The organism is Lacticaseibacillus parahuelsenbergensis (assembly GCF_030770265.1).
Lineage (GTDB): Bacteria > Bacillota > Bacilli > Lactobacillales > Lactobacillaceae > Lacticaseibacillus > Lacticaseibacillus casei.
Genome location: NZ_CP132482.1, coordinates 703,619 through 719,381, shown reverse-complemented (window position 1 = coordinate 719,381; position 15,763 = coordinate 703,619). Strand labels below are relative to the sequence as shown.

Genomic DNA, 15,763 nt, shown 5'->3' with positions numbered 1-15,763 from the left:
AGGCAAGCTTAATAATACGTACGCCGATTACCAAAATTCAGCTTGGCAATAATTGTATTCGGCTCCGTCTGATCCGGCGACTGGATCCACAGGCCGCGCGAAGCCAACTCCTTAAACAAGTAATTCGCGGCAGCAATTTCTTCAGCAGCCGGATCATCAATCGTTGCCCCGGCCTGATGGGCTTGGGCAATAGCGTCGTCAACGGACAATACCACTGTGTCGGCAAAGGTCGTTTCCAAAGTCGCATACAATTGTCCCAGTTTATCGTCAAGATAGGTCTCTAAAGCTTTGAAAAACTCCGCATGGTCGGCTTTTCGATCAAAGTAGCGCGCCACTAGCTGATTGTTGTCGATACCCATTCATAACACATCCTTTTTATATAATTCTACCATGAGCAGTTAGCCGAAAGAAATAATCGGTTCAGCAGGAGGCCGGCACGCACCTTAAGCGCGATCAATGCTATACTTTAGCCACCATGTGAAGGAGGCTTTTTATATGAGCGAAACTGAGTTACCTAAACGCCAGGCGGTTGATCCGAAGCTGACTTGGGATCTAACCCCGATTTTTCATGACGACTTTGCTTACGGTGAAGCGGTCAAACAGGTCCGCGCCTTGACCAAGGATTTTGTCCGCATGTATCAGGGAAAATTGACCGAACCGGCCGTGATTGTCGATGCATTGGCCGACTACGGCACGATTGTGACCCTTGATAGCAAAATTGCCCACTGGGGATTTATGCCGTATTCAACCGATACCACCGACCCTAAATTGCGGGAACGCCAGGCACAGGTCACCGCATTGGGCGGCGAAATCGGCGGTCAATTGAGTTTCTTCCAAGCCGAACTCACCCAGTTGTCCGAAACCGTGCTTGATGCCGTGGCCGACAAGGCGCCTGATTACGCCGGCTTCATTCGCCAAATCAAGGTGGCCAAGAAAGGTGCCTTGCCACCTGCTGCCGAAAAAGTTTTAGCGGAATTGTCCCCGGTCTTTCAGGCACCCAGCAACATTCGCGACCAAACGATCTTCGGCGACATGGACTTCGGCACGTTTACGGCTCACGGTAAAACTTACCCGCTTTCATTCGTGATGTACGAAGAGAATTACCAAAAGCATCCCGACACCGAAATCCGCCGCGCCGCCTATGCTCAGTTCAACAAGACGTTGCGCCGCTATGAAAACACCATGGCTGCCGGCTACTTAGCACAAGTCACCCGCGAAAAAATTACGGCAACCATGCGCGGTTACGATTCCGTCATCGATTACCTGCTCGCTGACCAAGAAATCAATCGGGAAATGTTTAACCGCCAAATCGATGTGATTATGCACGACCTAGCACCTATCATGCGCAAATATGTGACCCACGTTAAAACGCTTTGGGGACTGGATCACATCGGTTATACCGACCTGCAAATCGACATTGACCCGAGCTATGCGCCGACCATCACTTTGGCGCAGGCGCAGGAAATGATCAAAAACGCGACGGCTTTGATGGGCAAAGATTATCAGGATCAGATGATGCAGGCATTTTCGGATCACTGGATTGATTTTCCCGCCAATCAAGGTAAAGACTCAGGCGCTTACACGGCCGGGCCTTACGGTGTCCATCCATATGTTGAAATGACTTGGAGCAACACACTGCCAGCAGTGTACACGCTGATTCACGAGCTGGGGCACACAGCGCAGATGGTCCGCTCGCAGCAAGCGCACAATGTTCTTGATGCGGACTTCAATGATTACTTAGTTGAGAGTCCTTCGACTTTCAATGAATTATTATTGACCCACTATCTGGAAGAAACTGCCAAAGACCCGCGGATGAAGCGATTTGCTTTGTCACGCTTGTTGAATGACACCTATTTCCACAACTTTGTCACCCACTTGCTTGAAGCAGCTTTTCAGCGTGAGGTTTATACGCTGATCGACAATGGTGAAAGCTTTGATGCTGCGCGCCTTGATGCGATTAAGCGTAAAGTGTTGACTGACTTCTGGGGACCTGCTGTCGAGCTTGAAAAGGGCGCTGAGCTGACTTGGATGCGACAAAGCCACTACTACATGGGGCTGTACTCGTATTCTTATTCCGCCGGTTTGACCGTGGCCACTCAAGCGTTTCAAGCTATTGAGCAGCAAGGTCAGCCTGCTGTTGACCGCTGGCTCCGGTATCTGAGTTTGGGTGACTCACTCGATCCCACCGCCGCAGCCCGCGTTGCTGGCGTCGATGTCACCACAGACGCTGCCTTGAAACACGCTATCAGTTTCTTAGGTAATACGGTGGGTGAAGTCGTGGCTTTGAGTAAGGAAATTGGTCAGGATTAATTATAGATTTACACAAGAGGCTGAGCCATAATTCCGTAAGATCATTAACAGTTTAAGAAATTCCGAACGATACAGAAAAGGTTTAGCAATTGGTTCCAGGCCGCGCCAAACTCCGCAATCTCCGGCCAGCTGGGTCTGGAACGCTGTGGGCACGACTTAGAGCCTCTGCAAAACCGGCAGAGTCTCTAAGCTCGGCCTTGATGTAGGCGGGGCAAAAAGCGCTCCACCAACATCAATTTCACAGCTGAGCCCCATCTGGCCTACGATTGCTCCGCCTTGGCACTCATATCTTAAATAATCTCACCGAATTACCCCATAGAAACAAAAGATGAACATACTCTCGATAACGACAAGAGTACGTTCATCTTTTTAGCGTGGCTATGAATTATGGCTCAGTTTCTTCATACGATTAGGCAATCAACTCACACATCTGCATCAAGTCGAATCACCTGATCATATTTTTGCTGCCACGATTTGCTGATGTGATGGGCAACCTCGATTAACGTTGCCGGTCCCTGCAGTAAACGTGCGTGCAGTTGATCACTTAACGCTTCATCTAGCGCAGAGGTCACTTCATCAGCCAATAAAATCGGTCGGTGCCGTAATAATGCCCGGGCAATTTCGAGCCGTTGAATCTGGCCGCCTGACAGATTATGCCCACCGTCGCCAACCTGATAGTCCCAACCTTTTTGCGCAATCAAAGTTGTGAGCCCCGCGTCAGCCACCGCTTTGTCTAAATCGGCCTGTGAAAAATGACCGCCTAATGTCAGGTTAAAACGGACCGTATCATCGAACATAAAAGGCGATTGCTTGATCAATCCGAACAATCGGCTTAATTTTCCACGGGTTTCGTCAGTGATTTGCGTGTCCCCGAGCCAGTATCGGCCAGCAGCTAACGGTAATTCACCCGCCAATAATCGCAACAAAGTCGATTTGCCATAGCCAGACGGCGCCATGATCAAAACTTTTTGGCCAGGCATGATCGTCAGATTTCGGTCATTAAGAATTTTTTGGTTACCAATGACCACTGAAGCATCTTTTAGCTGAATCGTCCCGCTCGCCAAACCGACACTAGCGGATGAATGAGGTTTTGGCGTCGCCGGGTGAACTTTTTCAACCAGCGGCTTTGTCGTTTGCCATTTGTTTAACGCCTCAATCATCATGATCAAGGGATTGCGCATGTCGTTGGAAAGCTGAACGATCCCCATAAATAAAGCCAAGGTTGAAGCGCCTGCCATGACGCGATAGATGCCGACGCCAAATGGTAAAAGAACGCCAAACCAAAGTGCCAGCAACATTCCTAAGACGTTCATGTTACCCGTCAGGATCGACAACCTTTTCAGCTGGTCTTCCAGGCCCCTTGCCAGCCGGTCGATTCTTGTTTTGACCACTGCCTGTGCCTGATAAATTCTGATCGTGTCCCTGCCTGCCAAATAATTCTTGATGCCAGTTGTCCAGCGGCTATTTGCGGTCGACCAGTCTGCTGAAGCGGTGTGCAAAGCGCCTTGGGCAACCCGGGCCACCGCGAGCGGCACCAAATTGCCAATGAAAAAGGCCAAAGCCGTCATCCAGTCAAATGCGAACGCCCCGATCATGGCGCCAGCAAACACAATAATTTGGTTAATGATGGTCAGTTCACTATTAATCCCATTGGTTTCGATCATTTTCAAATCATTCGTCATAAAAGATAACGCCGACGTCTGAGTGCTGGTTAAATCTGCATCATCTACCAAATAAGCCGCCATCGTTGCTTTAATTCGTAAATTGACCTCACGCGTAATTGCGGCCTGTAAGTACATCACCAGCCAAGCAGCCGCTGATGCGCCAAAAAAGATCACGACACTTGGGCCAACCGCATGCCAGAGTTGCGTCATGGACCGAGCCGATGCCGCTTGAATGAGCATCGTCAAACAAAATGCGACACCGACATTCATCAGGCTATAAAATAAAGCAGCACCGGTATACATCACCAATTGCCATTTGCGGCCATATCGCCACGTTAACATATCAATCACTCCCATTACTTTAACTAACCGAATCTGATCAGATGGCTTGTTGTCTAATATACGCAGGTATATGCTGGGAGATATGATAAATGTCATATATGAAAGGTGATCACCATGGAAATCGGTTCGCTCCTTCGCCAAATCCGCACGAATAAAGCACTGACACTCGCTGACGTAGCAGATGAGAACATCAGCAGTTCTTATCTGTCAAAGGTTGAACGCGGCCAAAACGACATTACGGTCACTAAATTGATTCATTTACTGCGCCGCTTGGAAACCACTCCGGAAGAATTTTTATATCTTGCTGCTAACAGCTTGCGGCTTGGTTACGGCGATCGCGATCGACTTTTGGAGACGTATTTTGGCAAAACCACGTCGATGTCGATTGATCCTAAAAAAATCCCGCAAATTATTAAAGCTTTAAAACGCGAGGAAGAAAAAGCCCGAATCGTTTTTGAAAAGGCACCCTCACTAAAACATAAACTAGCCGTTAACGGGCGCGCGATTTTAGCTGTTCTATTCCAGTCATTGTTTGTTGAAGATCGCCACGAATTGCCGTTGCGCCCCGATCTGACCCATGTTGCGGAACAATATCTGCAACGGTTAGACAATTGGGGTGAGTTGGATCTGTACTTTTTCATGCTCTTCAGTATTGCCATGCCGGCTGCCACGCAACGCCGGTTGTTAACCATTGCCATCAAACGCAGCCATTACTATCGTCACTTCACAAACACCCCGTTGCTTTTACTCAATTTGCTGGAAAATCAGGTCATGTTGGAGATGACGAGGCAAGATAACCAAGCCGCAGCGCATTATTTAGCTCAATTAGAAAAAGCGCTCGACAAACAGCCGAGTGCTGAGTTCGCCTTGTGGGCGCGATTTCACCAAGCGGAGATGTATGTTAGAAATGGCCAGCACAAGCAAGCCGCAACCTTGCTTGATCAAAATATCCAAATGGCCACCACGTTAAAGTTACGCGATCTAGCTGACATGTTTTCTTATGCCCGGCCGATCATTCTGAACGAGCCACCAACATCGGTGTATAAGTATTTTCACATTATGATTGGCACCCTTGAGGAAACTACTTAAGCTATCATCAGCCCCACTCATTCATATTTACCACGAATCAAATTTGGACGACACCATGCGTAAACGGACCGTTCAGTAGGCTGGTCACATCGGCAACTAGTGGCTGAATCGCCTCTTGAACGGCAGGATATGACTCGCTTCCCCAGTGCTTTAACGCGCGGATTGCTCGCAGCCGCCGGAGAAAATTCATTTGGCTGAGCTTGGGATAGCCTTGCACATAATAAAAACTGGTTACTGGGCACTCATGCATAAGCTGATATTGCTTAATTTGCTGGCAATTCACATTGTCACGCCGAACCACGCCGCTGCCAAACACAATGACCATATCAGGCAGCATATCCTTGAATTGACGGAAAAAGGATTTCAAGCCGAGCACCTTATTTCCCACAAGATGCCCGCCGTAAATAATCAAGGTGCGATTTTTTAAGTCCGAGGCTGTCAAAAACTGCACATCAATCACTTCGCAGTGTAAGGTTTGCGCAATACTCAAGGCAAACCGTTGGGTAAAACCGGTTTCGGATGTGTAAACGACTAATGTTTGCTGCATCTGGCATCCCTCCTCGAACGCGTGAACGTTAATATGCATTATTACGGTTGGAATATCCCCGTTAATTTAACCTTACATAAATATTTATATTAGCGTCAATGTATATGCTGATAAATTTGCGCCAATTAAGTTGTGTCCGTGTCACTTATCCTCTAAGCATGATACACTGACTGTGTTGTCCTAAATCTCACCTGTTTCCATCGTATACAGGTAAAGGAGCGTTTTTTATGGAAATAACCCGACACGGCACGGTCATCACGACCAATGGCAATCCAACGGCACTAGGCGAAAAACTACCGGCATTTACGGTCACCGATGCCGAGGGACAGCCGGTTAAGACTGGTGATCTCAGTCACCGCCTGACATTAATCAGTGTTGTTCCCGACATCAACACACGGGTCTGCAGCATCTCAACTAAACATTTTAACCAGGATATGGATGAATTTGACGATGTTGATTTTTATACGATTTCAACCAACACCCCGCAAGAACAACAATCCTGGTGTGCGGCGGAAAATGTGACAAAAATGCAGCTACTTTCCGACCAGAACGCTAATTTTGGCAAGGCGATGGGGCTATTCGTTGCCGACAACCACACCGATGCCCGCAGTGTTTGGATCGTTGACGACACCGGAACGGTTAAATATCGGGAACTCATCACGGAACAAACACACGAGCCTGATTACACCAGCGCCTTAGCTTATTTAGAAGCGCATCAAGCTTAATTTTGGGCAAAAAAAAGAGCCGTTTCGGGCTCTTTTTTTCTTGCTGCCATAACGCGTTCCCCGGCGCAGGAGTCTGCATGTAAGGACCTCGGTCGCAATGGCAAAGACCGCCATCACGCGCAAGGCCACTTACACTCCGACTCCTAAGCACGCCGGCTCACGCTCAAAAAATGTCATGCTCATGCCAGTCCCTGAACCAGCATCATCAAAATCGGAACAACAATCACAAACAGGACTGTCGAAGTCGTCACAACGTTGGTGGCGTACTTCACGTCGGCGTGGGCTTCCGTTGCCAAAATCGGCAGTACGGCAAGACCAGGTGCGGCCGCCTGAATGATCAGGGTTTGTGCTTCGAGACTTGGCACATTGAAGCCTGCCTTCATGCCCAACAGAATCAACCCGGTGATCAATGCCGGAGCGATGACGAACCGGCCAATCAAAGCCACGATGGTATCGCGGTCAAACCGAATCGCTTTCAAGCCGGCATCAGCCAAAATAATCCCGATATAAATCAGCGATAGCGGTGTCACCAGACTACCAACGTAATTTAATGTGTTAACCGCAAATCCTAGCCAACCAACGTGAATGAACGGAATTTTCAGCAACAGGAAGACCAAGGCTACCAAGAAACCAACCAGTGGCGCTGGCAATAATTTCTTCCAGTTAAAGCCTGCACCGCTTTTTTCTGCCTTCTCCTGCGTCGGGTCATCCCATGCCATGATAAAGGCGCCGACTGTCCAGGTTGAGACTGTGTTCACCACGTAATACATCAGGAAGTACGGCACCGCTTTATCACCAAACAGTGCAAGGTTCAGCGGTAACCCGATAAAAATGGTATTGGCATTCACAAACATGTTGATGAACGTTCCACGACGCCCTGGCCGAACTTTAAGCAACCAGACCAGTAAAAAGGCAATCAGATAGCCCAGAATGACGGCACCAAAGCCATAAACCAACCCTGATGACAGGCTTACCAGTTTATCGAGAGTCAATCGTTGCAAGACAGAGATAAAGATTGACGCCGGCAAGGCAATTTTCATCAACAAGTCAGAAATAGTTTTCCCAAACTGATCATCAAACCGCCCTTGCCGCCGCAAGACATAACCCAGGACAATCAGTAAAACGATGGTCAGCACGCTTTGAATCGATGTACTTAATGCAGTCACAGTTTTATTCCTCCAAGTCTAGTTCGAGTGAATTCGGCAGTGGCCGATATTCCGGTTTCCAAGTCATGTCAGCAACGGCCTGTTTGGCATCGCTGATCGGTTCTTGATTCAGTCCATTTTTAATGGCGTCTTCCGCAACCGCAATCGCGACCGTCTGACTAAATTGATCCAGTTTCGACACCGGCGGCAAAACCGCTGCGCCTGGCTGGTCAGGATCCACAATGCCGCCTAAGCTGTGCGCTGCAGCAGAAATCATTGAGTCCGTGAGCAGTTTGGCCGTGGATGCAATCGTGCCTAAACCTAATCCCGGATAAACCAACGCGTTATTAGCTTGGCCGATCGCATAGCTAACACCCTTATACGAAACATTGGCAGCTGGAACGCCAGTGGCAATCAAGCCCCGTCCATCGGTCCACTTAATCAAATCTTCCGCCTTGGCCTCAGCCAGCTTGGTTGGGTTTGATAATGGGAAAATAATTGGCCGTTCCGTATGTGCAGCCATTTCCTTCACAATGCTTTCGGTGAAAGTGCCGGGAACCGTCGAAGTACCGACCATCACTGTTGGATGCACTGCTTTGACAACCGCTTCGAGATTCGTGAGCTCATCCGCATTGGCAAATTCACTGCGCGAACGGGCAAACGGCTTTTGCTCCGGGGTTAAATCGGTCATATCGTCAAACAGCAAGCCTTGCTTATCGACGAGGTAAAAATGCTTCTTAGCCTCTTCAGGACTCAATCCTTCTTCAATAAACGCTTCATACACGCGTGCCGTAATGCCAGCGCCTGCTGTTCCGGCCCCAAAGCTCAAATAAACTTGATCGGTTAGTTTTTGCTTGGAAATATTCATGGCACCCAAAAGTCCGGCTAACACGATGATGCCTGTGCCCTGAATATCGTCGTTGAAGGTTGTGATTTTATCTTTATATTGATTCAAAATATCAGCGGCATTGCTGCGGCCAAAGTCTTCAAAATGCAGATACAAATTCGGGAATAACTTCTCGGCAGTTGCAACAAATTTGTCCACAAACTGATGATATTTCTGGCCATAAACGCGCTTATGACGATTACCCAGATAAAGCTCGTCATTCAGTAGCGCTTCATTATTGGTACCCACGTCCAAGACAACGGGCAGGACCTGACTCGGATCGATGCCGGCTGCGGCGGTATAAACCATCAGCTTACCCACAGAAATATCCACACCTTGGGTACCCCAGTCGCCAATCCCGAGAATGCCTTCAGCATCACTGACCACTAACAACCGAATATCGCGGCCATCAGCACTATGCTTCAACGCACTTTCGATGTGATCCGGATCATCGATCGAAAGATAAGTGGCGTTTTGCGGATTCACAAACAACGCACTGTAATTTTCAATCGTATCAGCAATCGTCGGATCATACACAATCGGCATGAATTCGTTAATGTGTTCGGAAAAAAGCTTATAGAATAGCACATGATTTTCGTTAAACAAGGTCATCAAAAACTGCCGCTTGGCTAAGTCAGTTGGCTTTGTCTGCAGTTGTGCATAAGCCTGCTTGACTTGTTGATCCAATGTCTGCACAGCTGGTGGTAACAAGCCGTTTAACCCGTATTGATCCCGCTCTTCTTGGGTAAAGGCTGTTCCTTTATTTAAAAAGGGATTATTTAAAATTTGTTCTGGTGTATATTTCAAAATGCCACACTCCTCTTTTGTGTTAAACATGGGCCAACTCTTTTTGGTCGGCGCGCGCTAATATGCCGTGAAGCAAACACAACTTTTAAATACAAGTCCAGACATTACGCCGCGTCCAATCTTATAGTCAAACTTGGCAGGAGTGATAAAATCTTTTTATATGCTTTCATGATTATTATTTTCTTTACGTTAACGCGCGCCGGCTCACGCTCACATTAACGCGTTCGCCGGCGCAGAAGCCTATGTGTAAGGACCTCGACCGCAATGGCCAGGCCCGAGCCATCACGGCCGAGGCCACTTACACTCCGGCTTCTAATCGCGCCGGCTCACGCTCACAGGAGGTTTACATGTGAACACCAGAGACTTTGAATATTTTCTCGAACTTACCGATACCCGGAACTTTTCGCAAACCGCCGAGAAATTTGCGGTTAGTCAACCGACTATTACTGCGGCGATCAAACGGCTGGAGGACCATTTTCAGGCCCAGTTGATCATTCGCGATCGCCGGCACCACGAAATCAGTGTGACGCCAGCTGGTGAGCAGCTTGCCAGTCACGCCGCGATTATTCTGCATCAGCTGGATTTGGCCAAGCAGGACATTGCTTGGGATCAGAAGAGTAAGATTCGCTTTGGTCTGCCACCGATTATTGGCAGTTATCTGTTTCCAAAAATTGCGGTCGACTTGATTGCCGCCGGGCTGATGCCGCAACTGGAAACATTCGAAGCGGGCTCGGCCGCACTTCTTGATCAAATCAAAGACGGCAATCTCGACTTTGCCTTACTGGGTGCTAGCGGTCCGTTAGTCGATCCAGAGTTACACGTCATCCAAATCGATACGGCGCCGTTTGTCATCATTACCGCCGAAAATGATCCCTTGGCCCGACAAACACACGTCCCCTTCGCAACACTTGCTGATCGCCAGTTCATCACCTTAAGCGAAGGTTTCGTTCATACCCGAGCATTTTCCTGGTTCCAACAGCAACAAACTTTCACGCCGAAAGTGGTTTATCGTACCGGTGACGTTCTGCTGCTAAAACGCTTAGTCACCCAGAACGTAGGCATCGGCTTTTTAACCAAAGTCGCCATTCAGGCTGACGATCATCTCGCATCGCTCAAAATCGACGACCCCAAACAACCGGCCTTCACGATCTCGTTTGTCTATCGCCAAGATCGCGTCTTGACGCCCACCATGAATCGCTTTGCTCAGATTTTGAGCGCACCAAAAGTAGTTTAGTCTTCAAACAAGTAAAAACGGCCGAAAAGAAAGTTGCCTTCCTTCGACCGTTTTTGCTTACCGAAAAGTCTTCGCTCAATTAAAAGTAATCCTTCCGCCACAACCACCAAGCAGCGATTCCGCACAAGACTGCCGTACCGCCGATTAGCCACCAGAACGCCCAATAGGCATTGGCAAATGGCAGGCGGACATTCATGCCGTAAATGCCGCCAACAATTGTGGGAATCGTTAAAATAATGGTCAGGCTGGTCAAAACCTTCATGATCAGGTTTAAATTGTTAGAAACAATGGCACTGACTGTGGTTGAGTACTGATTCAGTAATTTGTTGGTAATCCGAACCATCGTTTGCGCCTCGACGACCTCGACTTCGACATCATGTAGCCGGCGAAGATAGCCATTGGTATTGAAAAAGCGTTCGCCTGCCCGTAAGGTTTTCAACAAGTTCCCGGAATGATCAAGTGCCGCATCAAAGAACACCAGACTTTTCTGCATCGCCATGAGCTGATACAGCTGCGTATTTTTGGCGGCCTTGCCTAAACTGCCTTCAATCTGTTTCGTTTCGTCATTCAACTTGTCCATGTCGAGGACAAATTGGTGTAAAACCCGCCACAGCACTTCTAGCGCAAATTCTTCCGGCTTAGGTGAAAGCTTCTGCTCCGCCAAGTCATCGAACGCCTGCAAGGGATGATCCATGACGGTAATAACCCGATCCGCTAACAAAATCATGGTCAGTGGCACCGTATTAAATTGCCGGAACCCCATCTCGTTAGTCATCTCAATCGGGTAGCGCAGCACGATTAACCCGGGAACATCATCAGCGGGATCCAGCCCTTCAACCCGAGCATTTTCATGTTTGTCAAGTGCCGCATCCACGTATGTTTTGGGCAGGCCATACTTGGTCGCCAGCGTTTGCAGCTCCTGTGGCAATGGCGACTGCACCCGAATCCAGTTAGCTTGATCATCCGTTGCCACCTGCACATTGCGCTGCTTTTGAATTTGATAGCACGTAATCATGTTGACACCTCTTTTGACTAGTATACCGTATCGCTATTTGAACATTCACGACTTGTCAAAACTGGTATGATAATCATGAGGTGATGATTTTGAAAGTAACACTCGAACGCATCTATCAAAAACCGCAAGCAAGTGGCTTCCGCGTCCTCGTTGATCGAGTTTGGCCGCGGGGCATCAGTAAAGTCAATGCTGCCTTAGATTTGTGGGCCAAAACCATTGCACCGACAGCAGAACTGCGAAAGTGGTTTGGCCACGATCCGGAAAAGTACCCCGAATTCAAAAAGCGTTACTTAGCGGAACTCGCTGCTAATCCTGATTTGCCGGATTTCATCAAGACATTGAAAGCACACGAAAAGGATCCGATTATCATGTTATATGGTGCCAAAGACGAGACCCATAACCAAGCCGTTGTGTTAAGCGAATTTCTTAAAGATAAGTGAGGTTCCCCATGGCCACAAAAGCCGAATTCCGCGCGCGCCAACTGAAACGTCTACAGGAAGCTGCCGCTGAAACCCAAGCAGCTAGCGAAACACTAATGGCGACTTTAATCAAGACAACCGTCTGGCAACAGGCCAAAAGCATCGGCATCACGGTCAGCGGCCCTTTTGAAGTCGCCACAGCCCCAATTATTGCTGCAGCACATGCAGCTGCTAAAGCCGTTTTCTTACCGCGCGTCGTGCCAAAACGCCAGATGGTCTTTCTGCCAGATCCCGGCCATGAGCACCTCGTCAAAAGTGCTTTTGGTATTCCCGAACCTGCCTACCAAGCCGACTTGGTTGAGCCGGCTCCGGATCTTTTAATTGTGCCCGGAATCGGCTTCTCATTGGCAGACAGATATCGTATCGGTTTTGGCGGCGGCTACTATGATCGCTTTTTAGCCGAATATTCCGGCCACACCTTAACACTGGTTCCGCCAGTCATGGCCTTTCCGCAGCCTGATTGGCCAGTTGATCCGTTTGATGTCCCGATTGAAACCTTAATACTGGCTAACGGGGACATGATTAGGTAACAATTGTATTAATCGATTGGCTGAGCGGCATTTGGCTGCACTTGATATCAAGTGGCTGGCAGTTTCGTTTTAACCAGTCAAAAGGCGCCAGGCAAGTTGCTTGCCGGCAGCCTTTTTAATTCTGCTTGTGTTTCAAACCTGCTTACCCTAATATTGGGGAAAGGCTTTCACCATATTTCAGGAGGCAATCATGCGACGTGAACGTATTCGAAAGAATCGAAGGAGGCTTTACCTCACATTAACCGGCATCGGCGCGGTTGTTATTTTCATTGGCGTTTTCGTTTGGCTGGTGTTGCGCGGCGCCAAGGTTCAAGGACCGACAGCTTCGTCTTCCGCCACCAGCATTTCCATTTCATCAACGGTCACCAGTTCATTTAAAAGCGGCACTTACACCGCTTCCGGAGATGTCACGGATACGGATGGCGATCACCATGATCTGACGGTTTATGTGAAGTTAACCTCGTCCAAAACCTATACGCGCTTAATCATTCTTGACGCGGGAAGCCAACCGCAAATTATTAACGATACTGGCGATGTCAAACAAAAAAAAGGCAAGTTAACGCTCAGCTCGGAGCACGCCAATGTTTATACGTATGCCAGTGCGAAAACTTACAAGCACAATCAACCGACAACAACGGTCGAATATGCCGCAGAAGGGGCAACCGGCACTGTGCGTGATTACACAACAGCCTTGAAGAAGGAACTCAACAGCACGATTACCTTAAAAGGCAAAACACCGCACAATTATCGTTACCTAACAACCAGCCTGCCGTTGCAACGCTCAAAGAAGAAGCTTCTCAGCCTTGACGATTTCAAGACGAAACAGACCGCTTCAAGTTCTGAGTCAAGCTCAGCGACGAGTAACTATTCATATAGTGAAGAATCGCAATATAGCAGCGAGCCTACTTCTTCGCAGGTTTCGGTAGCGCCAACGCCTTCTGCTGCGCCAAGTGTGGAAAGTGAACACAGCCAAAGCAATAATACCGGACAAGCTGGTGGTACTGCAGGCAATCATTCGAACGGAAGCACTGGTACATCAACCAACAACGGTGGTGGTAATGGCCAGTCAACCCAGAACAATGTGCCAGACAACAGCCAAACGCCTTCTTCTACGCCACCGTCTAGCACTCCTTCCGCCAATAGCAATCACTAACAGAATTACAATTTGTTTCAGACGATCAATTTAAGCAGTGTTTGAGATCACATTCATCTCTAACACTGCTTTTTTCGTCAACACATCATGGTCATCTAACAAGGCAAAACACACCGCTTTTGACGACACCCCGCGCCTGCGCTAAACTTGCAGTCATGGCGTGCCTTTTACGTCCCCCAGCATTTTCATGATTCTTATTCACCAGCCACCGGAGGCTATTATGATCAACTTATCTGCCAATAAGCTATCACCTCGCGAGCAATACAAACTGCTGTCTGGCAGCATCATTCCCCGCCCCATCGCGTGGATCACGACGCAAAGCACGGCCGGCGTCATCAACCTGGCGCCATTTTCATTTACAACCGGCATCTCCAATCAGTTGCCATTGCTATCTGTGTCCATCTTGCGTGATGGCCAGCAGCCAAAAGACACGGCGGCGAATCTTTTGGCCCGCCATGAAGCGGTCGTGCACATGGTGAGCATCGATCTCACCAAGGCAATGAATCAAACTGCTGCCCGCTTAACACCGGATCAAAGTGAATTGAACCTGATTGATCTGCCATTGGTGGCCAGTACTGAAATTCAGGTGCCTGGGTTGCAAGCCGCGCGTATTCGCTTTGAAACGCAACTTTATCAATATGTACCGATTCGTGATCGTGCCGGGGTGATCGTCACGGATCTCTTTATTCTGGAAGTTCGGCAGTTCCACTTTGCCGATACGGTGCTCGATTTGCCAAGCTTACACATTAATCCTGCCGCTTTAGCACCGGTAGCTCGCCTCGCCGGTCCTACTTATGCCGAACTTGGTCAAACTTTTACGTTACGGCGGCCAAAATAATTTATAAGGAAGTGTTGGTATTTGACCGCATTTATCTCAAGCGTCTTTGGCGTTTTGGAAATTCTCATTTTGATCATTCTCGGCTATTTTCTGACCGCCCGCGGCTGGTTTAATAACCATTCGAGTAAAGTCATTGCCAAAGTTGTCACCCAAGTTGCCTTGCCTGCTTATATGATCGTGACCATCGCATCGAAGTTCACGGCCGGCATGCTGCTGCGGTTATTGCCAAACTTGTTGTTCCCGGTCTTGTCCATGATGATGCTTTTCGCGTTGTCCTTTTTGGTGTGTTACCTGTTAAAAGTTCCAAAGTCGCGAAAAGGCACATTTAAGTCCATGTTTTTCAACTCCAACACGGTCTTTATCGGCCTGCCGGTTAACCTGGCCTTGTTCGGTCCTCGCAGTTTGCCTTATGTCTTGGTCTATTACATGGCCAACACGACAATTTTTTGGACCATCGGCGTCTACCTTATTCAAGGCGATGGCCCCAAACCAGCCCGCTTTAACCTTAAAAAGGCTTTGGGGAAAGTTTTCTCCCCACCTTTACTGGGTTTCATGTTGGGAATTGTGTTGGTCTTGCTGAATATCAAGTTGCCGACTTTTTTGATGTCTGATCTGACTTATATCGGCGATTTGACGGTCCCGGGCTCCATGTTCTTTATCGGCATCGCCTTACACGAAGCCGGGTGGAGCCAACTGCGTCTCAGCAAGGAAGCACTCGGTATCTTCAGCGGCCGCTTTCTTTTTGCCCCACTGTTGATGACGGCACTGGTCGCCTTTGCACCAGTGCCGACGCTGATGAAGCAAATCTTCATCCTGCAATCCTGCATGCCAGTCATGACCAATGCGCCGGTGGTTGCGAAACTTTATGACGCCGACGCTGACTATGCTGCGATCATGGTCACGGAAACCACGCTTCTATCCATGATCGTCATTCCCATCGTCATGACCTGCATTCAATTCATTCACTAGGAGACCGCCATTGAAAAAATTAGTCTGGCT

Annotated in this window: 15 protein-coding genes; 9 read left to right on the top strand and 6 right to left on the bottom strand. The window is 48.6% G+C overall.

What is annotated here, in order from left to right; translation table 11 throughout:
- Positions 1–8: 8 nt before the first annotated feature.
- Positions 9–359 carry a hypothetical protein gene (locus tag LACPH_RS03405; protein WP_047107345.1) on the bottom strand — a complete coding sequence of 117 codons (351 nt, stop codon included), beginning with the start codon at positions 357–359 and terminating at the stop codon, positions 9–11.
- Positions 360–495: 136 nt separating this feature from the next.
- On the opposite strand from LACPH_RS03405, the gene pepF reads away from it, so the two are divergent.
- On the top strand, positions 496–2,310 hold the full coding sequence (pepF, locus tag LACPH_RS03400) for an oligoendopeptidase F (RefSeq protein WP_306387257.1): 1,815 nt from the start codon (positions 496–498) through the stop codon (positions 2,308–2,310).
- Between the two features lie 422 nt (positions 2,311–2,732).
- Here the strand turns inward: pepF and LACPH_RS03395 are convergent, their stop codons facing one another.
- Positions 2,733–4,316 carry an ATP-binding cassette domain-containing protein gene (locus LACPH_RS03395; RefSeq protein ID WP_306387256.1) on the bottom strand — a complete coding sequence of 528 codons (1,584 nt, stop codon included), beginning with the start codon at positions 4,314–4,316 and terminating at the stop codon, positions 2,733–2,735.
- Positions 4,317–4,430: 114 nt separating this feature from the next.
- On the opposite strand from LACPH_RS03395, the gene LACPH_RS03390 reads away from it, so the two are divergent.
- Positions 4,431–5,405 (top strand): helix-turn-helix domain-containing protein, encoded by a 975-nt coding sequence (locus LACPH_RS03390; protein WP_274784507.1) that lies wholly within the window; start codon positions 4,431–4,433, stop codon positions 5,403–5,405.
- Between the two features lie 37 nt (positions 5,406–5,442).
- On the opposite strand, the gene LACPH_RS03385 is transcribed toward LACPH_RS03390, so the two are convergent.
- On the bottom strand, positions 5,443–5,952 hold the full coding sequence (locus LACPH_RS03385; RefSeq protein WP_274784506.1) for a flavodoxin domain-containing protein: 510 nt from the start codon (positions 5,950–5,952) through the stop codon (positions 5,443–5,445).
- Positions 5,953–6,179: 227 nt separating this feature from the next.
- On the opposite strand from LACPH_RS03385, the gene LACPH_RS03380 reads away from it, so the two are divergent.
- Positions 6,180–6,677: a thiol peroxidase gene (locus LACPH_RS03380; protein ID WP_274784505.1), complete on the top strand. Its 498-nt coding sequence runs from the start codon at positions 6,180–6,182 to the stop codon at positions 6,675–6,677.
- Between the two features lie 179 nt (positions 6,678–6,856).
- Here LACPH_RS03380 and LACPH_RS03375 read toward each other — a convergent pair whose 3' ends face one another.
- Entirely contained in the window at positions 6,857–7,843 is a 987-nt protein-coding gene (locus LACPH_RS03375) for an AEC family transporter (RefSeq protein WP_087911694.1), read from the bottom strand.
- 4 nt (positions 7,844–7,847) lie between these two features.
- The gene (locus LACPH_RS03370) at positions 7,848–9,515 is read right to left on the bottom strand and encodes a malolactic enzyme (protein ID WP_274784504.1); all 1,668 of its coding nucleotides are present in this window, start codon (positions 9,513–9,515) and stop codon (positions 7,848–7,850) included.
- A 349-nt stretch (positions 9,516–9,864) separates the two neighbouring features.
- Between LACPH_RS03370 and LACPH_RS03365 the strand changes: the two genes are divergently transcribed.
- Positions 9,865–10,749, top strand: a complete 885-nt coding sequence (locus tag LACPH_RS03365; RefSeq protein ID WP_274784503.1) for a LysR family transcriptional regulator — start codon at positions 9,865–9,867, stop codon at positions 10,747–10,749.
- A 79-nt stretch (positions 10,750–10,828) separates the two neighbouring features.
- Here LACPH_RS03365 and LACPH_RS03360 read toward each other — a convergent pair whose 3' ends face one another.
- Positions 10,829–11,764, bottom strand: a complete 936-nt coding sequence (locus tag LACPH_RS03360) for a magnesium transporter CorA family protein (RefSeq protein ID WP_274784502.1) — start codon at positions 11,762–11,764, stop codon at positions 10,829–10,831.
- Between the two features lie 83 nt (positions 11,765–11,847).
- On the opposite strand from LACPH_RS03360, the gene LACPH_RS03355 reads away from it, so the two are divergent.
- The 5 genes from LACPH_RS03355 (at position 11,848) to LACPH_RS03335 (ending at position 15,733) form a co-directional block, all read left to right on the top strand.
- Complete coding sequence (locus LACPH_RS03355; protein ID WP_191978419.1) at positions 11,848–12,204, top strand: DUF488 domain-containing protein; 357 nt, start codon at positions 11,848–11,850, stop codon at positions 12,202–12,204.
- A gap of 8 nt (positions 12,205–12,212) precedes the next feature.
- Positions 12,213–12,773 carry a 5-formyltetrahydrofolate cyclo-ligase gene (locus LACPH_RS03350; protein ID WP_274784501.1) on the top strand — a complete coding sequence of 187 codons (561 nt, stop codon included), beginning with the start codon at positions 12,213–12,215 and terminating at the stop codon, positions 12,771–12,773.
- Between the two features lie 190 nt (positions 12,774–12,963).
- Positions 12,964–13,926 carry a hypothetical protein gene (locus LACPH_RS03345; RefSeq protein WP_274784500.1) on the top strand — a complete coding sequence of 321 codons (963 nt, stop codon included), beginning with the start codon at positions 12,964–12,966 and terminating at the stop codon, positions 13,924–13,926.
- Between the two features lie 220 nt (positions 13,927–14,146).
- Positions 14,147–14,764, top strand: a complete 618-nt coding sequence (locus LACPH_RS03340) for a flavin reductase family protein (protein WP_274784499.1) — start codon at positions 14,147–14,149, stop codon at positions 14,762–14,764.
- Between the two features lie 21 nt (positions 14,765–14,785).
- A complete protein-coding gene (locus LACPH_RS03335) occupies positions 14,786–15,733 on the top strand; it encodes an AEC family transporter (RefSeq protein ID WP_049172475.1) in 948 nt (315 codons plus the stop codon).
- Positions 15,734–15,763: the final 30 nt, after the last annotated feature.

Bases quoted from the DNA above. Each gene is read 5' to 3' on its own strand.
- LACPH_RS03405 (WP_047107345.1), bottom strand. From the start codon at position 359: ATGGGTATCGACAACAATCAGCTAGTGGCGCGCTACTTTGATCGAAAA.
- pepF (WP_306387257.1), top strand. From the start codon at position 496: ATGAGCGAAACTGAGTTACCTAAACGCCAGGCGGTTGATCCGAAGCTG.
- LACPH_RS03395 (WP_306387256.1), bottom strand. From the start codon at position 4,316: ATGTTAACGTGGCGATATGGCCGCAAATGGCAATTGGTGATGTATACC.
- LACPH_RS03390 (WP_274784507.1), top strand. From the start codon at position 4,431: ATGGAAATCGGTTCGCTCCTTCGCCAAATCCGCACGAATAAAGCACTG.
- LACPH_RS03385 (WP_274784506.1), bottom strand. From the start codon at position 5,952: ATGCAGCAAACATTAGTCGTTTACACATCCGAAACCGGTTTTACCCAA.
- LACPH_RS03380 (WP_274784505.1), top strand. From the start codon at position 6,180: ATGGAAATAACCCGACACGGCACGGTCATCACGACCAATGGCAATCCA.
- LACPH_RS03360 (WP_274784502.1), bottom strand. From the start codon at position 11,764: ATGATTACGTGCTATCAAATTCAAAAGCAGCGCAATGTGCAGGTGGCA.
- LACPH_RS03355 (WP_191978419.1), top strand. From the start codon at position 11,848: ATGATTTTGAAAGTAACACTCGAACGCATCTATCAAAAACCGCAAGCA.
- LACPH_RS03350 (WP_274784501.1), top strand. From the start codon at position 12,213: ATGGCCACAAAAGCCGAATTCCGCGCGCGCCAACTGAAACGTCTACAG.
- LACPH_RS03345 (WP_274784500.1), top strand. From the start codon at position 12,964: ATGCGACGTGAACGTATTCGAAAGAATCGAAGGAGGCTTTACCTCACA.
- LACPH_RS03340 (WP_274784499.1), top strand. From the start codon at position 14,147: ATGATCAACTTATCTGCCAATAAGCTATCACCTCGCGAGCAATACAAA.